Origin of the sequence: Vitreimonas sp. (assembly GCF_035627415.1) — a bacterium.
GTDB lineage: Bacteria > Pseudomonadota > Alphaproteobacteria > Caulobacterales > Aquidulcibacteraceae > Vitreimonas.
On record NZ_DASPLU010000012.1, the window covers coordinates 1 to 16,955 of the forward strand.

Sequence of the window (16,955 nt, forward strand, 5' to 3'; positions counted from 1 at the left end):
CGACGGCTATTCCGACCTCATCTGGCAGCGCAATGACGGCCTCATCGTCAGCTGGCAGATGCAAGGTGCGACCGTGACCAGTTCGGGCGTGCTCGCCAGCATCGATCCGAGCGAATGGACGCTGCAGACTGTCGGCGATTATAACGGCGACGGCCGCGACGACATCGCCTGGCAGAACAACAATTCCGGCACCGTCTTCATCTGGCTGTTGAACGGCAATTCAATCCAATCCGCCGGCGCCGCCGCAAGCCTCGGCGACGAATGGGGATGGATCTGAGCGCTGCGCCTCCGGGCGGCGCTCAGCCGCCCGGATCGTAGAACATGATGCCTTGCAGATCGTCGCTGATGCGGAAGCCGAAATGCTCCACGATCAGCTGATCCTGCATCAGCTCGAAGCCCGGCAGCTCCAGCGTCACGTCGATCTCCTGGGCGAGATCGCGGCCGGTGGCGCTATTGATGATGATGTTCTGCAGCGCGCCTTCGGTGACGTTGTGCACCAAAGCAGTGACGCCGTTCTCGTCCTCGATCACGACGCCGCCGGCGTTCTCCAGTTCGCCGAGGCCGAGCGCGTCGAGCTCTTCGGGCGTCATGTCGTTGATGCTCTCGCCGATGTCGCCGACCGTCTCTTCGATGAAGGTGCCGGCGTCAGTCCAGGTGAGCGTCGTCGTCAGCGCCGGCACGCCGTTCACCAAGGTGGTCACCACGGCGCCGAAATTGATGTCGACGCCGCCGATGGAGATGCCGCCGCGTTCAGCCGCCATTTCCTCCTCGGCCATGACTTCGACGCCGTCGCCCCAGCCCGACTCGCCGGCAAACGCCGGCGCCGCCAGCGCGACGAACGCGACGGCCGAGAGCAGGGCGATGCGCAGCGGCCGGGTCATGGCGTCGTCACCGGGGTGATCTGGTAGAGTTCGCGGAAGTTCAGCGTGAGATCCGTCGCCGAGACCGGCCCGCGCGCGTCGCCGAGCGGCGCGACCGACCACGGGCGCCATTCGGCGGCGCGGTTGTAGGCGGGCTCCGGCCAGTTCGCCGGCGGCGTGCGGATCGCCAGCACGACGCCGTTCCAGACCGCGGCGAATTCCTCGCGCGTATAGGTCTGCAGCCCGAAGGTGGGATCGCCGACCAGCACGCGATGTTCGTCGACGCCCTTGATGACGACGAAGTGGCGATAATTGTTGTGCGTGATGAGCGCGATCGACGGCGTGTTCAGCGTCGCCAGCCGATCGAGCGGCAGCCGCAGGCCGTCGGCCTCGAAGCCGCGCGCCACGAGATAATTGCGCATGTCCAGCATCGAGAAGCCGACCGCGCGGATGCGCTCCTGGTCGCCGCGCTCGAACATGTGCTCGAAGACTTCGGATTCGCCGACCTGCAAGCCGTAATGGAAGCGCAGCAAGGTCGCGACCGCGGCCGAGCCGCAGCTGTAATCGTATTGCTGGCGCACGACGGTGCGGAACGGAATGTCGCGCCAGCTGGTGACGGCGATGTTGAACGAGCCGCCAAATTCGCCGTGCGTGCGCACCTGCGCCGCTGCCGGTTGTGCGGCCGAGATCCAGGCCGCGGCGGCCGCGGCAAGGAGAACGCCGCTCCGCTTGGAGCGGAACGGCGCAAGATCGAAAGTGAAGCCGCGGAAGCGCATGCGCCTCAGGAGCCTGGCGTCGGCGGCGGCGGGGCCAACACGACCGAAACGCTCATGTTGGACTGCAGATTGTTGTTGTGGCCGGTGTTGATGACGAAGTTGCCGAGGCCGCCATAGCCCGAGAACGCGTTCGACCCGATATTGACTTGGCCGGAATTGACCGTGTCGCCCGAGACCGTGTTGCCCGTGTTGATGGCGGTCAGCGTGCCCTCCGTGATCACCGAAACATCGACGCCCGTGCCCCCGGCGAGGGCGTCCATGTCGTCCATGCTGAGCAGCTCGGGTTCGCCGGCGGATTGCTCGAGAACCGAAGCTGCGGAAGGGCCTTCTTCCGCCGCCGCGAAACTGGCGCTGGCCAGGCCCGCGGCGAGGATCGCTCCCCTCATAGTCTTGGTCACGCTCTTCATGGATGCGCGCCTTTTCTAGCTGAAGCCGGCGAACCGGGCCGGCGGAGAAGATCCGCCGGCCCGGCCCGTTTCGACTTACGGGGTGCCCGAGCCGTTGCCGAACTGGATGTTGGCGTTGGCGCCGACGGCCGTGGCCGCCTGGTTCGCCGAGCCAATGCCCGAGTTCATGCTCGAGGTGTTGATGCCGCCGAAGTTGGCCATCGCGCCGTTGTCGATCGTGACCGACCCGGTTTCGATTTCGCCTTCCTTGAAGCCGTGCGCATCAACTTCGATGTCGGTGACCAGCGCGTTCAACTCCATCGCAGTGATGACCTGCGTGGTGGTCGAGCTGTCGCTGTTGTAGCTGTCATCGACGTCGGTGTTGTTGGAGTCCTTGATCTCCGTGTTGAACGAGTCTTCGTTCTCGACCGAGTTGTCGGTGTTGTTCGAAGCGATCGTGTTGAACGATTCTTCGTTTTCGACCGAGTTGTCGGTGTTGAAGGAGTCTTCGTTCTCAACCGAGTTATCGGTGTTGTAGCTGTCTTCCGTGACCGCGACGTTCAGCGTGTCGTTGTCCTGGTTGTAGCTATCCTCGTGCTCCACCGAGTTATCGGTGTTGTACGAGCCGATGTCGTTGTTCGACGCCGCGGTGTTCACCGAGTTGTCGTTGCCCGAGTCCGCCACGGAGACGTTGGTCGAGTTGTTCGAGTTGTCGGTGTTGTACGAGCCGATATCGTTGTTCGAAGCAACCGTGTTGTAGCTGTCTTCGTGCTCGATCGAGTTGTCGGTCGAGTTGTCGATATCGTCACCGGCGAGGTTGCCCGTGTTTTGGGTCAGGTCGTCGCCAGCATACGTGCCCGAGTTCTGGTTCAGATCGTCGCCAGCCAGGTTGCCCGTGTTCTGGGTCTGATCGTCGCCAGCCACGTTCGAACCCGTATTTTGGGTCAGATCGTCGCCCGCGAGCGTGCCGTTGTTCTGGGTGAGGTCGTCACCCGCGACGTTCGAACCATAGTTCATGTCGTCTTCAGCAACGATCGAACCGTAGTTCATATCGTCTTCGGCAACGATCGAACCTTGGTACTGGTCGTCGCCGGCCACGTTCGAACCCGAGTTTTGGGTCAGATCGTCGGCAGCCACGTTCGAGTTGTTGGCTTGCGTCAGGTCGTCGCCAGCCACGTTCGAGCCTTCGGCCACGACTTGGTCGTCGCCCGCTTGGATCGAGCCGTTGTCGGCGACCGATTGATCGTCGCCCGCAACGTTCGAGTCGGCGGAGAGGACTTGATCGTCGCCGGCGAGGTTCGAGCCGGTCGCAACCGTTTGGTCGTCGCCCGCAACGTTCGAGTCGGCCGCGAGCACCTGATCGTCGCCGGCCAGGTTGGAGCTGGTGGCTTGGGTCAGGTCATCGCCGGCTTGGTTCGAGCCGTTGTCGGCGAGCGTCATGTCGTCGCCCGCGAGGTTCGAATCCGCCGCCAGCGTTTGGTCGTCGCCCGCGAGGTTCGAGCTCGTGGCTTGCGTCATGTCGTCGCCAGCCATGTTCGCGCCGTTGTCGGCAACCGTTTGGTTGTCGCCGGCAACGTTCGAGTTCTGGGCCATGTCGTCGCCAGCTTGGTTCGAGCCGTTGTCGGCGACCGATTGGTCGTCGCCCGCAACGTTCGATTCGGCCGCTACGACTTGGTCGTCGCCCGCAACGTTCGAGTTGTTGGCTTGGTCGTCGCCAGCATACGTGCCCGAGTTCTGGTTCAGGTCGTCGCCCGCGTAGTTGCCGGCGTTCTGGTTCAGATCGTCGCCAGCGTAGTTGCCGCTGTTGTTGTTCTGATCCAGGTCGTCGCCCGCCAACAGCGAACCGCCATCGGCGACCGTTTGGTCGTCGCCGGCGATGTTCGAGTTGTTGTCCGCGTTGTCGACGCCATTGCCCGAGAAGTTGCCGTTGCCCGAGTCGGCCACGTCAACGTCGGTCAGGTCGCCGCCGGCGTTGTTCGAAGCGCCGCTGACGTTGTCGACGCCGTTGCCCGAGAAGTTGCCGTTGCCCGAGTCGGCCACGTCAACGTCGGTCACGTCGTCGCCGGCGATGTTCGAGTTGTTGTCGGCGTTCACCGAGTTGTCGTTCGCCGAGTTGTCGTTGCCCGAGTCGGCCACGGCCACGTTCGTCGAATTGTTCGAATTGTCGGTGTTAACCGAGTTGTCGGCGCCATTGCCCGAGAAGTTGCCGTTGCCGGAATCGGCGACGTCGACGTTCGTCGAGTTGTTCGAGTTGTCGGTGTTGACCGAGTTGTCAGCGCCGTTGCCCGAGAAGTTGCCGTTGCCCGAATCCGCGACCGTGGTCACGTCGTCGCCGGCGATGTTGGAGCCGCCGTCGGCGTTGATCGAGTTGTTCGAGTTGTCGGTGTTGGTCGAGTTGTCGACACCGTTGCCCGAGAAGTTGCCGTTGCCGCTGTCGGCCACATCGACGTTGGTCGAGTTGTCCGAATTGTCGGCGCCGTTGCCCGAGAAGTTGCCATTGCCCGAGTCGGCAATGTCGGTGTTGGTCGAGTTGTTCGAGTTGTCGGTGTTGACCGAGTTGTCGTTGCCCGAGTCGGCGACCGCGACGTCCGTGTTGATCGAGTTGTTGGTGTTGTCGGTGTTCGTCGAGTTGTCGACGCCGTTGCCCGAGAAGTTGCCGTTGCCAGAGTCGGCCACGTCGACGTTCGTCGAGCTGTCGTTGGTCGAATTGTCGACGCCGTTGCCCGAGAAGTTGCCGTTGCCGGAATCGGCCACGTCGACGTTCGTCGAGGAATCGGAGTTACCGTTATTCGAGAAGTTGCCGTTGCCGCTGTCGGCGACATCGGTGTTGATCGAGTTGTCGTTGGTCGAGTTGTCGTTGCCGCTGTCCGCAACCGCGACATTCGTCGAATTGTCGGAATTGTCGGTGTTGGTCGAGTTGTCGACGCCGTTGCCCGAGAAGTTGCCGTTGCCCGAGTCCTCAACGTCGACATTGGTCGAGTTGTCGGTGGCGGTGTCGGCCGACTGGAACGAGGCGCTGTTGCCGTTGTTCGAGAAGTTGCCGTTGCCGCTGTCGTCAACGTCGGTGTTGGTCGAGTTGTCGTTGCCCGAGAAGTTGCCGTTCAGGCTGTCGGCGACGGCGAGATCGGTGTTGGTCGACGAATCCGTGTTCGTCGTGCTGTTGCCGTTGTCCGAGAAGTTGCCGTTGCCGCTGTCGTCAACGTCGACGTTCGTCGAAGAATCGGTGTTGCCGTTGTCAGAGAAGTTGCCGTTGCCACTGTCGTCGATGTTCGTGGTGTTGGCGGTGCTGCTTTCATTGGCGACGGCGTTGCCGTCGTCCATGCTCACGTCCGCATCGGTCGCCCAGGCTGCCGGCGCGAACGCCAGACCCAGGGCGACGAGGCAAACCGAGCTCAAGAGCTTCAGTTGCATTTTCCCGTTACCTCCGTACGCAAAGATGCCGGCATGTCCCCCAGCTAGAGTTCGGGATGATGCAGCCAGCCTGGCGATGAGTACGGAGCGCCGCAGGACAATCTTGGTTAAACAATCGCCCTGGGAATATTAACCAATAACTTGTGGTTAACTTTCGTGTTCTGCGCGTGTATTATCAAAATGCGACGTCACGGGCTGAATAGTGGCTTTTGCTTGTGTCGGTTCTTAGGCCGCGCGCAAGCACGCGCCGTCAGCCCCTGCGAAGGGACTTTCGACTCGGCGCAGTGATGGGAAGTCAGCCGGCGTCTGGACGCCGGATGCATTCGGCGGCGGTCAATCCGAATGAGGACGTGAGCGGCCCTGGCCGTTTCTGCATGCTTGCGACCATCACCGTCGGCGTGATCGCGCGAGTCCGCAGCAACTGAACTTCGCGCTCCCAGAGCGTGTCGACGAACGCCAAGTCTTCGGGCCGGTTCGGATCGAGATTGTGGCCGTAGCCGCGGTCGATGAACTGATCCAGGATGCCGCCCCACACGCAGAGCTTGGTGAAATGGAAGCGTTCCACCAGGCACGGCATGATGTCCTGCGCGCGAATGCCTTCGAAGCTCTCACCCGAACAATCCCAATTGTCGTACGGATCGACTTCGCGCCCCCAGATGTGATGATATTTGTATCGCCGCGGGATCTGCGCCCAGAGCTCGTTGACGACGCTCAACGCCTCCGGCCAACGCATGTGGCCGTTCCGGCCGATCATATCGGCCGTCACGAATGAGCCGTAATCGGCCAGGTGATCGCGCACCTGATCGAACACGTGCTCGAGGGCCACGATATGGTGCAGCGAATGATGCGCAAACGCGGCGCCGTAAATCTGGGTCGCCCGCCAGCTCGACAGATCGGCGACATGAAACTCGAAATGCTCGCGCAATCCCTCGTCTCGGGCGGAGGCCTCCGCGCGCGCGACCAGGTGCGGATTCAGCTCCACGCAATGGAATCTGAAGCCGCTGAATCCGCCGGCCAGCAAGCGTTTGGCGACGGCGATCTCGATGCAGGCGTCGCCCGAACCGACGCTCAGAATGTGTGGATTTCCACTGGCGCTCAGAATGGAGGTGCGTAGCTCCGTCGCGAAAATCTCATGCATGTTGTCCAGGCCGAACACCTCTTTGAGGTGCGGACCGAGATACTTGTGAGACCAGTAGTGGAAGATTTGGGGCAGGTCGTGAATATTGACCTGCGCTCGGTAGTGCTCGATCTCGGCAGCTACGCGAGAGGCGTGATCTGACATTTGGAAACCCCGAAAGCGGCCCTGTTGAGCCGCGACCTCAGCGCTTGTGTGCTGAAATTATCGCCCGGTTGCGGCGCGACCTTAACTGCTGCGCTGCGGCAGCAAAAGTCTGAAGCTCAGCCCGGACCGGTTATCCACCGTCCCGGTTAAGCGCGACGAGCCAGCGGACGAACCGGCCCATGCCCAGCCCCGTGAACCCCGCGCCCCCGAACAGCAGCGCCACCAGCGCCGGATTCTGCGGCGCGGGCCCTTCGCTCACCGCCGCCAGGGCGATGGTGATCACCACCGGCACGCCGCCCAGCACCAACGCCGTCGCGATGCGCCCGGAAAAGGCGCAGGCGAGGAAAACCAAGGCGGCCAGAACGACGATCATCGGCACTCCGAAAAGGACGGGCGGCGCCAGGGTTTAGCCGCCGCGCCTGCGAAACGGAACGGGCGTCTTGCCGCCGTTAGTAACCTGTTGACCCGAAGCGCCGAGCCTCCGGCGGCGATTCTGCAGCGTGCCCGAATCGCCACAATGCAGTTGCGGGCGCCCGAGCGCGGTAGCGGCGCCGCGCGAGGCTTGCTAAGCAACCGGCGGGCGAGTCAGGAGTCGGGGGAGACCAGCGGAATGATTGCATACTCCCTGGGCCGGCCGGAGGCGCGGTTCGACGAGGCGGCTCAGCGCGCTTTCTACGCCAACAAGCGGGTGCTCATTACCGGCGCGGCGGGCAGCGTCGGCTCGGCCCTGGCGCTGCGCTTGGCCCAGTTCGGCTGCGCCCATCTCGCCATGCTGGATCAGTTCGATCACGGTTTGATCGAGGTGGTGGAAGCCGTGCGCCGGGCCGCGCCGAAGCTGCAGGTCACCGAAGCCCTCTGCGACATCCGCGATAGCGGCCGGCTCGACGCCTGGATGCGCCGGATCGAGCCCGATGTCGTCATCCATTCCGCGGCGCTGAAGCACGTCCATCTGGGCGAGCGGCACGCGGCCGAATGCGTGCTGACCAACCTGGTCGGCGTCCGCAACGCGCTCGCTGCCGCAGCCAACGCCGGGGCCTCGCATTTCATGCTGGTCTCGTCCGACAAGGCCGCTGCGCCGGTCTGCGTCATGGGCGCGACCAAGCGCTTGGCGGAGCTGCACCTGATCGGCTTTCAGATGGAGCGCAACCCGGCGATGCGGCTGCGCTCGGTCAGGTTCGGCAACGTGCTGGGCTCGCAAGGTTCGGTGCTGCCGCGCTTTGCCGCGCAGATCGAAGCCGGCGGCCCGCTCGAAGTCACCCATCCGGACATGCGCCGCTTCTTCATGACGCCGAACGAAGCCGTCGGCCTCATCCTCAGCGTCGCCGCCGTCGACGAGCGCGGCGCGTCGGGCGCGGGCGCCTATTTCATGGAGATGGGCGAGAAGATCTCGATCATGGACATCGGCCGCGAGCTGATCCGCCGCTCCGGCCGCGACATCGCCATCGAGATCACTGGCCTGCGTCCCGGCGAGAAGCTCGAGGAGCAGCTGGCTGACGAGCACGAGACCGTCTCGCCGAGCCAGCTTGCCGGCGTCTTCCGCGTGTCGCCGCTCGCCGCCGACGCCTACATGACCTCCGCCGATGTGGCGCATCTCGAAACCGTCGCCCGCACGCACGAGAACGCCATCGTGCGCCAGCGCGTGTTCGCCCAGCTCGACCAGCGCCTGCGCCGCAGCGAGCGCGCCGCGGGCTAATGCCCCGCGAACGCGCAGATCGCGTCGACATGCACGCTCAGCGCGCGCAATTTGTCGGCGCCGCCTAGCTCCGGCAGGTCCACCACGAAGCTCGCGCCGGCGACGCGCGCGCCGAGCTTCTCGATCAGCTTCACCGCCGCCATCGCCGTGCCGCCCGTGGCGATGAGATCGTCGACGATCAGCACCTGCTCGCCGGCTTTGAGCGCATCGGCGTGCATCTCCATCGCGTCGGTCCCGTACTCCAGCGCATAGTCCTGCGCGATCGTGCGCCAGGGCAGCTTGCCCTTCTTTCGCACCGGCGCAAAGCCGACCGAAAGCTGGTGCGCCACCGCGCCGCCGAGAATGAAGCCGCGCGCCTCGATGCCCACCACCTTGTCGATCCTGAGCCCGGCATAAGGCTGCACCAGGCGGTCCACCGTCGTCCTGAACGCGCGCGCATCGCCGAGCAGGGTGGTGATGTCGCGAAACATGATGCCGGGCTTCGGGTGATCGGGGATCGTGCGGATCATGCTGCGCAGGTCCATGCGCTCAATCCTTGCGATAGGCGCCGACTCCGGCGTCGAGGAACTGGTTGTTGCGCTCTCTGAGTTCGGCGGCCGCGTCGTCATAGAGGAACGGCAGGAACGCGTAGCGCCGCCCGCGCGTCACCTTGGTGACCGCATGCAGCAGCGAGCAGGAGAACACCACCGCCGCTCCGGGCGCCGGCTTGAATGTGCGCGGCCCGTATTCGGGAAAGCAAAGCTCGCCGCCCTCGAACTCGGCGTTGAGATTGATCGACACGGCGAAGCGCCGGTGCGCCGTGCCTTTGGTGGTGTTGTCGCGGTGCGGGCGGAAGTGGCCGCCGTCCTCGGCCGTGTAGCAGCCGATCAGATAGCGCTCCATCCGCGTGGCCTGAAACTGGTGAACCTTGGCGATCTCCGGAACGATCCGCCGCCGCACCCGCTCCTGCAGCGCAGCGATCAATTTGCCGTCCGAGACGATGCAATCGCGCCGGCGCTTGTGCGCGGCGTCGGTGACGAGCACTGTCTTGCCGTTCACCTCGCGCATGAAGCCGGAGTCTTCGCCGCCCTCGGTTTCGTATAGGTCGATCAACTGTCGGCAGAGTTCGGGCTCGAACACGTTGGCGAGCTGCAGCACTGGCGCCATCGCCTCCGCGCCGCCATGGCGCCCCGGCGGCGGCAAGCCGCGCACGAACGCGACGATCTCCTCCGCCGCAACGCTGTCGAACGGCGCGACGCGGACGATCCGCAACGCCGGATCGAGCACGAACCAGAGTCGGCGGAAGACATCGCCGTCCTCGGCCTTGGCGCCATAGAGCAGCGCTACGACGGCGTCGAAATCGAGGAAATAGCGATAGCCCGGATAGCGCTCGCTCAGGCGCGCTTCGTCGGCCGGATCGTTGGAGACGCCGAAGAAGCTCGCATGGACGTCGTCGAACACATCGCCGGCGCTGGCCAGCGCGGCGAGCGCCGCCCGCGTGCGCGCCTCGACGGCGGACGCAAAGAAGGCGAGCACGATGTAGCGCCCGGCCGCGGTGTCGAAGGTGTAGCTCGGCTGCGCCGCCGAGCGCTGCCGGAACCAGGGCGCCGGATCGCCGACCTGCAGATTCCTGAACCGCGCCACGAGCGCCTATTCCTTCACCCCGATCGTGCTGACGGTAAGCGCGCCGGTGGCCGCAAGCAATGCGAAGGCGGCGAAGGTTTCGTCCGCCTCGGCGCGGGCGAGCGCGACTTGCGCCTCGCGCCGCTCTTCCTCGGCGTTCAGCACGTCGAGTGTGGTGCGCAGGCCAAGCCCGCGCTCGCGCTCGGCGCCGGCGACCGCCTGCTCGGCGGCGGCGACCTGTTCTTCCGCCGCGGCGACGATGTCCCGGCCAGCAACCAGATCGTTCCAGGAGGCGATCGTGCTCGCCACCACTTCGCGCCGCAGTCCTTCGATCCGCGCTTCGGCGCGGCCGACATTGAGCCGGCTCTGCCGCACGCGCGAGCGGTTGAAGCCGCCTTCGAACAGCGGCATCGAGAATTGCGCCACCGCGCTCGCGCTGTCGCTGCGATCGTCCGCGATCGAGCTGTCTTCGGCATGATCGTAGCGCGTCACGATCGAGACCTGCGGCCTCAGCGCCGAGCGCTCCACTTCCACCTGCGCGCGCGCGCCGCGCCGCTCCGCCATCGCCCGCAGCACGTCGGGGTGGCGCGCTTCGGCTTGCGCCACCGCGTCGTCGAGATTGGCGGGCGTCGGCGGCGCTTCCGCCGGCTCCAGCCCCTCCGGCATTTGTCCGACCACCAGCTGATAGCGCGCGCGCGAGCTTTCGAGATCGGCTTCAGCGCGAGCGAGCGAAGCGCGCGCGCCGGCCAGCCGCGTCTGCGCCTGCGCCACGTCGGTGCGGCTGACTTCGCCGACTTCGAGCCGCCGCCGCGCGCCGGCAAGCTGGCGCGTTAGCCCTTCGACGTGCTCATGCCGCAGACGCACGATCTCCTGGTCGCGCATCACGCTCACATAAGCGTCCACCGCCGCCAGCAGCACGTCCTGTTCGGTCGAGCGCAGCCCATGGCGCGCGCTCTCGATCCCCGCGCGTGCGCGGCGCACCTGTCCGTCGCGCCGCCCGCCGGTATAGAGCTGCTGTTGCAGCACGACGCTGGCCGCGCCCGGATCGAGCTCGGTCTCGCTCTCGCTCGGCCCGAAAATGCCCGTGGTCTCGGTTTCGGCGGTGCGCGCGCCGTAGCTGCCGGTGACGCCGAGCGAGGGCAGATAGTCGGCGAACGCCTGCACGCTGTCTTCGCGCGCGGCGCGGACGGCGAGGCGCGCATCCTCCAGATTGGGATTGTTGCGATAAGCCGCGCTCAGCGCGTCCTGCAGCGTGTCGGCGCAGGCCGCGCCCGGAGCGAGCAGCAGCGGCGCCAGCGATAGCGATGCGAGCAGCCGTCTCATCATCGGAAGCGTCATTCCTCTCTGAGCGAGCGCCAGAGCGTCTGGTCGAGCGGCTCGAGCAGGTATTGAAGGGCGGTGCGCTTGCGCGTCGGCACGATGACTTGCGCGGAGAGGCCCGCGCGCAGCTCGCGGCCGGCGCTTTCGGTCAGGCGGTCGATCTCCGCGTGCGGGACGGCGATCTGAGTCAGGAAGTAGGCGCGGCCGTCGCGTTCGTCGGTGAACCGGTCGGCGGAGACTTGGCGCACCTCGCCGTGCACGATCGGCAGATTGCGCCCGCCGAACGAAGTGATGCGCACCTCGGTGCGCTGGCCGGCGGCGAGATCGTCGGCATCTTCCGGCCGCACTTGCGCTTCGATGATCAGCTCCTGGCCTTCCGGCACGATGTCGAGCACGCGCTGGCCCGGCGAGATCACCCCGCCGACCGTATGCACCTGCAGCCCGACCACCTGGCCGTCGGCGGGCGCGCGCAGGCGCGTCAGCTCCAGACGTTCGCGCGCGCCGGCGAGTTGCGGCGTAAGCTCCGCCAAGCGCGCGTCGACCGTGCGCAGATCCTGGTGCCGTTCCTGTTGCGTCGAGGCGATCATCGCCGTCAGCTCGGAGCGTCGCCCCTGCAGCTCGGCGAGGCCGCGCTCCAGCTGGCGCACCCGCGTCATCGGCACGAGCTGCTCGGCGGCGAGTTCGCGCATGCCGGCGAGTTCTTCCTGCAGCAGCGATTCCTGGCGGTTGATCGAGGCGATCTCGCCGCGATAGCCGACGATGCGCGCGTCGAACGGGCTCCACGATCCGCGCCCGCCGCCGGCCACTTCGCGCTGATGCCGCTCGTACGCCGCTTCGGCGACGGCGAGGTCCTCCGGCGAGAGCGCCGCCCATTCCGGCGGCCGCTCCAGCGCCCGCGATCCGGTGCGCTCGGCGGTGAGGCGCGCGCGCTGCATCTGCAGGTCGACGACTTGCGAGAGCAGGGCGCGCTCCTGCGCCACCAGTTCCGGCGAGCCGAGCTCGATCAGCACCTGGCCGTGATTGACGCGGTCGCCTTCCTTGACCAGCAGCGCCGTGACGATGCCGCCGTCGCGGTGCTGCACGGTCTGGCGGTTGCCGGAGACTACGACAACGCCCGGCGCGACCACGGCGGCGTCGAGCGGGGCGAACGCGGCCCAGCCGCCGAAGCCGAAAAAGAATACGAGCAGCGTGAGGATGCCGGCGCGGATTTCGCCGCGCCCGGAATCGTCCTCCGCGTTCGCCGGCGAGAGCGGCGGCTCATTCCGGCGTGCGGCCGCGTTCGACCGCTGCAGCAAGTCTACGCTCATGATCTGCGTCCTGTGGCTTCGCCGTCCGAGGCGACGACGACCGGCCGCTGTTGCGCCGGCCCGGCGAGCTTCGCCATCACTTGCTCGCGCGGGCCGTACATCTCGATGCGGCCGTCGCGCACCACCATCAGCGCGTCCGCCGCGTTCATCATGCTGGAGCGGTGCGCCACCACGAGCGCGGCGGCGCCGCGCTCCCGCGCGGCTTTCAGCGCCTCGATCAACGCCGCTTCGCCCTCCTGGTCGAGGTGCGCGTTCGGTTCGTCGAGCACCAGCAGCACCGGATCGCGGTAGAGCGCGCGCGCGAGGCCGACGCGCTGCGCCTGGCCGGCGGAGAGCCCGCGCCCGTTGGGGCCGATCTCGGTGTCGTAGCCTTTCGGCAGCGTCAGGATCAGGTCATGCACGCCGGCGCCCTGGGCAGCGGCGACGACCGCGCCATCGATGTCGCCGGGATCGCCTGCTTCGAAGCGCGAGATGTTCTGCGCGATTGTGCCGGCGAACAGGCCCACATCCTGCGGCAGATAACCGATGTGTCGGCCGATCGTCTCCGGCCGCCAATCGGTGAGCTTGGCGCCGTCGATCCGGACAGCGCCCTGGTCCGGCTGCAGCGCGCCGGCGACCGTGCGCACCAGTGTCGTCTTGCCGGCCCCGCTCGGGCCGATGACGCCGACGATCATGCCCGGCTGCATGCGGAAACTCGCGCCCATCAGCAGCACCCGCTCCCCGCCGGGCGCGCGCACGCCGACATTCTCGACCGAGATATTCGCGGTCGGCGACGGCAGCTCGGTGAATTCGCGCTTCTGCTCTTGCGTTTGCAGCACCTTGGTCAGCACGCCATAGGCTTGCCGGCCTTGCTCGAATTGGCGCCACGCGCCGACGATGAGCTCCAGCGGCGCGAACGCGCGCGAAGCCAGGATCGAGGCGGCGATGATGCCGCCGGCGGAAATCTCCTGCTGCAAGGCGAGATAGGCGCCGAGGCCCAAGGCCGCCGATTGCAGGAACAGCCGCACGAACTTGGTCGACGCGGAGAATACCGCGCCGCTGCGGCCCGCCGTGTGCGAGGCGCCCGACATCTCCGCGCGCGTCGCCAGCTGGCGGCGCACCAGCGCCTCTTCCATGCCGAGCGCGCGCGCCGTGTCGCCTTGGGCGCTGTCGGAGGCGTGGAGGTTGTACATCGCCCCGGTGGTCTGCTCGTTCTCGCGCAGCGCCCGGTGCATCGCGACCTGATTGATGTAGGCGATCAGCACCAGCAGCACGCCGCCGAACAGGGCGAGCGAGCCGATCCAGGGATGGATCAGGAAGCAGACGGCGATGTAGATCGGCGTCCATGGCGCATCGACGGCGGCGAGCGCCGGCGGCCCGGTCATCGCCGCGCGCAGCGTGTCGAACTCGCGCAGCGGCTGCGCGTTGCCGGCGGCCTGCCGGCCGTCGCGCTGCAGCGCCGCCATCAGCACGTGCGGCGCGACGATGCGATCGAGGCGCTTGGCCATCGCCGTGAGCAGCCGCACGCGCGTGGCGTCGAGGAACGAGAGCGCCGCCAAGCTCGCGAGCAGCACGGCCGAAAGATAGAGCAGCGTCAGCAGCCCGCCCGAGGTCAGCACCCGGTCATAGACCTGGAGCATGTAGAGCGAGGGGGCGAGGTAGAGCAGGTTCAGCGCCGCGCTGAACAGCAGCACGTAACCGATATGGGTGCGGCACGCTCTGAGGGCGTCGCGGAGAATGGCGGAGCCCGCCTGCACCGCGCCGGATTTGCTACTCATAGACCGCATCCCCGCCGCACCCGTCGCGGCCCATCGTTTCTATAGAGCATCGATCCGGCCGCGTCAGGGCGCGGCAACAGCCGCGCGAGTGAGCCGGCTCGCTTGAACCGCGAGTTCCCCGTCTTCACAGCGCCTGGAGGGCCAGATCCGCCGCCGCTTGGGCCAGCGCGGGCGAAGAGGTGAGCCCGGGGCTCTCGATGCCGAACAGGTTCACCAGCCCGGGCAGGCCATGCCGTTCGGCCCCGTCGAGCCGGAAATCCGCCGCCGGCTGGCCGCGGCCCGAGAGCTTTGGCCGGCAGCCGGCGTAATCGGGCGTCAGCACGCCGTCCGGCATCGCCGGCCAATAGCGGCGGATCACGGCGTAAAAGCTGTCCGCCCGCCGCGGATCGACGCTGTAATCGACCTTGGCCGGATCGTGCTCGTCGAGCCACTCGACATCCGGCCCGAACCGCATCCGCCCGGCGAGATCGAGCGTCAGGTGCACACCGAGGCCGCCCTCGACCGGCGCAGGGTAGATCAGCCGCGTGAACGCCGGCCGCCCGGCGCAGCCGAAATACGACCCCTTCGCCAAAATGAGCGGCGGAATGGTTTCGGCCGGCACGCCCTCGATCACGCTCGCCACATGCTGTGCGCCAAGGCCTGCCGCATTGATCAGCACGCGGCATCGCAGCGTCGCCGGCGCCGCGCCGCCGATATCGAGCTCGAACCCGCCGCCCTGCAGCGCCCGCCCGCGCAGCACCGGCGCGCCCAGCACCAGAGCGCCGCCGCTGCCTTCGATCTCGCCCAGCAGCGCCAGCATATAGCCGTGGCTGTCGATGATGCCGGTCTCCGCCGAAAGCAGCGCCGAGACGCAGGCGATATTCGGCTCGATCGCCATCGCCGCCGCGCCCGTCAGCAGCGTGACGTTTTCTACGTCATTCTCGAGCGCGCGCCGATGCAGCGCCGCGATCTGCGCTTCTTCCGCTGCATCGGTGGCGACGATCAACTTGCCGCACTTGCGATGCGCCACCCCGCGCGCGGCGAGATAATCGTAGAGCATGCGCCGCCCGCGCACGCACATCGTGTGCTTCAGGCTGCCGGTTGGATAATACATCCCGGCATGGATCACCTCGCTGTTGCGCGATGACGTGCCCGAGCCGATGCAGTCCGCCGCTTCGACCACCAGCACCTCGCGCCCGCGCCGCGCAAGCTCCGCCGCGCACGCCAGCCCCACCGCGCCCGCGCCGATCACCGCCGCATCGATCTGGTAAACGTCCCCGCTCATGCGCGCGGGAGATTAGCGCAAGCGCCACGCGCGCCGCATCCCATTCCCCTCGCCCCGCGCAGCGGGGGAGGGGCCAGGGGAGGGGGACAGTGTGTTTCCCCCTCCCTGCGGCTTCGCCGCTTTCCCTCCCCCGCTCCGCGGGGCGAGGGATTAACCACCCGCCTTCACGAACTCCCGCACCGCATTCGCGATTTTCGTTTGCGTCTGGCCGTCCAGATAGGGGTGCATCGGCAGCGCCAGCACGCGCTTGCAGATGTCTTCGCTCACCTTCATCCCGCCCGCGCCCACCGGGAAGCTCTCGTACGCCGTCTGCTTGTGCAGCGGCTTCGGATAATACTGCGCCGTCGGCACGCCGTTCTCGCGCAGATGCGCCGCCAGCGCATCGCGCGCTTCGTGCTCGACTACGTACTGCGCCCAGGTGGAAATGCCGCCTTCGATCACCGTCGGCGTCCGCACCAAGCCTTCCAGCAGCTGCGCATAGCGATCCGCTACTTCGTTCCGCGCACGAATCTCGTCGGCGAAGATCGCCAGCTTCTCGATCAGGATCGCCGCCTGGATCGTGTCGAGCCGCGAATTCATGCCGATGCGCGCGCAATTGTACTTGTCGTCGCCGCTCGCGCCATGAAACGCGATCGAGCGCATCAGCGCCGTTTCGGCATCATCGTTCGACAGTGTCGCGCCGCCATCGCCGTAGCAGCCGAGGGGCTTCGCCGGAAAGAACGACGTCGTCGCCACGTCGGCCCAATGCATCGGGTGCTGGCCATTGAGCGTGCAGCCATAGCCCTGCGCGCTGTCGGCGATCAGCTTCAGCCCTTCGCGCTTGCAGATCGCCGCGATCGCCGGATAGTCCGCCGGCTGGCCGAACAGATCGACGGCGATCACCACTTTCGGCGTCAGCTTGCCTTCTCTCTTCACCCCCGCGATCGCCGCTTCGAGCGAAGCAGGGTCCATGTTGTACGTATCCGCCAGCACATCGACGAACACCGGCGTCGCCCCGACCCAGGGTGCGATCTCCGCCGTCGCCGCGAACGTGAACGACGGGCAGAACACCGCATCGCCTTCGCCGACGCCCCAGGCCCAAAGCGGCAGCACCAACGCATCGGTGCCGTTGGCGTTCGCCACGCAATGCTTGGCGCCGCCGAACGCCGCCAGCTGGCCTTCGAGCGCCTTCACTTCCGGTCCGAAGATAAATTGACCGTGCGCCAGCACACGCGCAATCGCAGCGTCGATCTTGTCGGCAATACGCGCGCGCTGCGCCTGCAGGTCGATGAAAGGGATCATGGTGTTTCTCTAGGTT

At 66.6% G+C, this 16,955-nt stretch carries 14 protein-coding genes and 1 pseudogene; 2 read left to right on the forward strand and 13 right to left on the reverse strand.

The annotated features are described in order from the left end of the window. Positions 1–277, forward strand: a pseudogene (locus VEA80_RS08690) (VCBS repeat-containing protein); the annotation flags it as partial. A 22-nt stretch (positions 278–299) separates the two neighbouring features. Here the strand turns inward: VEA80_RS08690 and VEA80_RS08695 are convergent. From VEA80_RS08695 to VEA80_RS08720, 6 genes are all read right to left on the reverse strand, one after another. Then, on the reverse strand, positions 300–881 hold the full coding sequence (locus VEA80_RS08695; RefSeq protein ID WP_325060329.1) for a hypothetical protein: 582 nt from the start codon (positions 879–881) through the stop codon (positions 300–302). Further along, entirely contained in the window at positions 878–1,636 is a 759-nt protein-coding gene (locus VEA80_RS08700) for a C39 family peptidase (protein WP_325060331.1), read from the reverse strand. The genes VEA80_RS08695 and VEA80_RS08700 overlap by 4 nt, the downstream gene beginning before the upstream one ends. Before the next feature lie 5 nt (positions 1,637–1,641). Beyond that, on the reverse strand, positions 1,642–2,043 hold the full coding sequence (locus VEA80_RS08705) for a hypothetical protein (protein WP_325060332.1): 402 nt from the start codon (positions 2,041–2,043) through the stop codon (positions 1,642–1,644). Positions 2,044–2,118: 75 nt separating this feature from the next. Then, a complete protein-coding gene (locus VEA80_RS08710) occupies positions 2,119–5,433 on the reverse strand; it encodes a hypothetical protein (protein ID WP_325060333.1) in 3,315 nt (1,104 codons plus the stop codon). 295 nt (positions 5,434–5,728) lie between these two features. Beyond that, positions 5,729–6,715, reverse strand: a complete 987-nt coding sequence (locus VEA80_RS08715; RefSeq protein ID WP_325060334.1) for a class I SAM-dependent methyltransferase — start codon at positions 6,713–6,715, stop codon at positions 5,729–5,731. A gap of 130 nt (positions 6,716–6,845) precedes the next feature. Further along, positions 6,846–7,088, reverse strand: coding sequence for a hypothetical protein (locus tag VEA80_RS08720; protein ID WP_325060335.1), 243 nt, complete (start codon positions 7,086–7,088; stop codon positions 6,846–6,848). Between the two features lie 237 nt (positions 7,089–7,325). Between VEA80_RS08720 and VEA80_RS08725 the strand changes: the two genes are divergently transcribed. Beyond that, entirely contained in the window at positions 7,326–8,408 is a 1,083-nt protein-coding gene (locus VEA80_RS08725; RefSeq protein ID WP_325060336.1) for an SDR family NAD(P)-dependent oxidoreductase, read from the forward strand. Here VEA80_RS08725 and VEA80_RS08730 read toward each other — a convergent pair. The 7 genes from VEA80_RS08730 to VEA80_RS08760 all read right to left on the reverse strand — a co-directional run bounded on the left by VEA80_RS08730 (position 8,405) and on the right by VEA80_RS08760 (position 16,939). After that, positions 8,405–8,932 (reverse strand): adenine phosphoribosyltransferase, encoded by a 528-nt coding sequence (locus VEA80_RS08730; RefSeq protein ID WP_325060337.1) that lies wholly within the window; start codon positions 8,930–8,932, stop codon positions 8,405–8,407. The two genes, VEA80_RS08725 and VEA80_RS08730, sit on opposite strands and share 4 nt — an antisense overlap. 4 nt (positions 8,933–8,936) lie before the next feature. After that, entirely contained in the window at positions 8,937–10,031 is a 1,095-nt protein-coding gene (locus VEA80_RS08735) for a 2OG-Fe(II) oxygenase (RefSeq protein WP_325060338.1), read from the reverse strand. A gap of 6 nt (positions 10,032–10,037) precedes the next feature. After that, complete coding sequence (locus VEA80_RS08740; RefSeq protein WP_325060339.1) at positions 10,038–11,336, reverse strand: TolC family outer membrane protein; 1,299 nt, start codon at positions 11,334–11,336, stop codon at positions 10,038–10,040. Positions 11,337–11,344: 8 nt separating this feature from the next. Further along, positions 11,345–12,637 (reverse strand): HlyD family efflux transporter periplasmic adaptor subunit, encoded by a 1,293-nt coding sequence (locus tag VEA80_RS08745; protein WP_325060340.1) that lies wholly within the window; start codon positions 12,635–12,637, stop codon positions 11,345–11,347. Continuing rightward, positions 12,634–14,394: a type I secretion system permease/ATPase gene (locus tag VEA80_RS08750; RefSeq protein WP_325060341.1), complete on the reverse strand. Its 1,761-nt coding sequence runs from the start codon at positions 14,392–14,394 to the stop codon at positions 12,634–12,636. Before VEA80_RS08750 ends, VEA80_RS08745 begins: the two co-directional genes overlap by 4 nt. A 124-nt stretch (positions 14,395–14,518) precedes the next feature. Continuing rightward, positions 14,519–15,658, reverse strand: coding sequence for an NAD(P)/FAD-dependent oxidoreductase (locus tag VEA80_RS08755; protein ID WP_325060342.1), 1,140 nt, complete (start codon positions 15,656–15,658; stop codon positions 14,519–14,521). 150 nt (positions 15,659–15,808) lie between these two features. Continuing rightward, entirely contained in the window at positions 15,809–16,939 is a 1,131-nt protein-coding gene (locus tag VEA80_RS08760; RefSeq protein WP_325060343.1) for a DegT/DnrJ/EryC1/StrS aminotransferase family protein, read from the reverse strand. Positions 16,940–16,955 lie beyond the last annotated feature (16 nt).